This window comes from Vibrio genomosp. F10 str. 9ZD137, assembly GCF_049974785.1.
GTDB lineage: Bacteria > Pseudomonadota > Gammaproteobacteria > Enterobacterales > Vibrionaceae > Vibrio.
On sequence record NZ_JBNGCJ010000902.1, the window covers coordinates 1 to 2,387 of the forward strand.

Consider the following 2,387-nt stretch of genomic DNA (forward strand, 5'->3'; position numbering starts at 1 on the left):
CCGCCGCCCGCCCAAGCATAAATGGTCCCTTCTTTTGCAACCAAAGTGCGAATAGTAATGCTGGTATCCATAGCGCCATTGCGGCTAATGTACCCAATACTGCCACAGTAAGCGCTTCGTCTATGAGGTTCCAGTTCCTCAATGATTTCCATCGCTCTGACTTTTGGTGCTCCAGTAATCGATCCCCCAGGAAAGCACGCTTTGAGTAAATCGGCATTACTAAAGTCGTCATCGAGCTTGGCGCGAATCGTACTCACAAGATGGTGAACGGCCGGGAAGCTTTCTACATCAAACAGTTTTGGTACGTGGACACTGCCAGGCTTCGCAACACGACCGATATCATTGCGCAGTAAATCTACAATCATCAGATTCTCGGCTTGATCCTTCTCTGCGTTGGTCAGTTCATTCGCGTAGTTTCTGTCTTGATTGGCATCTTGAGAGCGTGGTCGAGTGCCTTTAATCGGTTTTGTTTCGATAACTCGATCTTTCACCTGCAAAAAACGCTCCGGAGAAACGCTGAGAATCGCACCGTCGTCCGTCCGGATAAAAGCGGAGAACGGAGCGAGATTATAGGACTCCAGTTTTTGATACGCTTGCCATTCACTGCCTTGAAATTGAGCGTGAAATCGCTGGGCCAAATTGATTTGATAGCAGTCTCCAGATAATAGGTACTGCTGCACGGCATCAAATTTTTGTGAATAGTCTGCTTTGGTCATATTGGATTGCCAAGCTGAACTGAGCTTGAATGGTGTCAACTCATTGTTCTTCTGTTCGTTCTTGTTTTGGGGAACTTGATACTGTTTCTGTGCTTGTAACCATTGCCAATGGTGTTCAGGTTGATGCCCGACGACAAACGCTGACTTGTTATGATGATCAATAACCAGTGCCCACTCATACAAACCGACCACCATTTCTGGCAGCTCAATATCATCGATTGCAATATTGGGCAGTGCTTCGACTCGTCGCCCAAGATCGTAAGAAAAGTAGCCTACAGCGCCACCAATAAAAGGGAGTTCACCGCCGTGTTCAATACCGGGTAAGTAGTGCTCTTGAAGCGTTGCTAACAGCTCAAATGGATCATCGCTACTCGTATAATGACCGTCAGGGGTAGTGACTAAAGTGCTGTCTATTTTTGTTGTCAGGGTCACCACCGGGCAAGCGACCAAAATGTCAAATCGACTATCGACATGATCTTCAGACGCCGAGCGCAGTAACATTGCCCACGGCTGATGCTGAATATAATGAAATAGGTCATTGGCTAGGTTTGGTTGATAGTCAACCGGAATCGTTTGGATAGCGTTATTATTCATGCAGATAATAGTTCATTTGTATAATTTGTGACGAAGAAAACGATCGCTTCATAGCGCCTAGAGGAAAGCAAGAGTATCATAAAAACAAATTAAAAAGTCTCTACTTAACTGTATTGTAGATAGAAGCTGTTAATGACACTGGTTCGTCCCTCTCGATAACACACGACTCTTTCTACTATATAGGTAGCGACAAGGAAGTATAACTATAACGAGGCAAGCAATGACAGTCATTCGCAAACAGGATCTCATCAGCAGCGTTGCTGATGCTCTACAATACATCTCTTTTTATCACCCACTCGATTTTATCCAAGCTCTTGATTCTGCATACCAACGAGAAGAAAGCCAAGCGGCTAAAGATGCGATCGCGCAGATTCTAATTAACTCAAGAATGTCAGCAGAAGGGCATCGACCTATCTGCCAAGATACCGGCATTGTGACCTGTTTTGTCAACATCGGTATGAATGTTCAATGGGAATCTGATCAAACGGTTCAAGAAATGGTGGATGAAGGTGTGCGTCAAGCTTATACCAATCCAGACAATCCGTTGCGCGCCTCTATTCTGAAAGACCCTGCAGGCAAACGAATCAATACCAAAGACAACACCCCAGCCGTCGTCCATATCAATATGGTGCCAGGTGATAAAGTAGAAGTTCAGATCGCGGCTAAAGGTGGCGGCTCTGAAAATAAGACTAAGATGGTGATGTTGAACCCGTCAGATGATATTGCTGCGTGGGTAGAAAAAACCCTTCCAACCATGGGAGCGGGTTGGTGCCCACCGGGTATGTTAGGAATAGGCATTGGCGGCACGGCTGAAAAGGCAGCAGTCATGGCTAAAGAGTCCTTAATGGAACATATCGATATTCAAGAATTGATTGATAAAGGCCCAGAAAATGCGGAAGAAGAGCTTCGCTTGGACATCTTCAACCGGGTGAATAAATTAGGTATTGGAGCACAGGGACTTGGTGGCTTAACGACCGTTGTTGATGTCAAAATTAAGACAGCGCCAACTCACGCAGCATCAAAACCTGTGTGTATGATCCCGAACTGTGCCGCGACTCGTCACGTGCATTTCACGCT

At 45.8% G+C, this 2,387-nt stretch carries 2 protein-coding genes; one reads left to right on the top strand and one right to left on the bottom strand.

Going from position 1 to position 2,387, the window contains the following annotated elements:
• Window positions 1-1,310 (bottom strand): aminodeoxychorismate synthase component I (gene pabB, locus ACP45E_RS20045; RefSeq protein WP_069585474.1); only part of this gene is annotated, 1,310 nt, incomplete at its 3' end.
• Window positions 1,311-1,530: 220 nt separating this feature from the next.
• On the opposite strand from pabB, the gene ACP45E_RS20050 reads away from it, so the two are divergent.
• Window positions 1,531-2,387 (top strand): fumarate hydratase (locus ACP45E_RS20050; protein ID WP_141707445.1); only part of this gene is annotated, 857 nt, incomplete at its 3' end.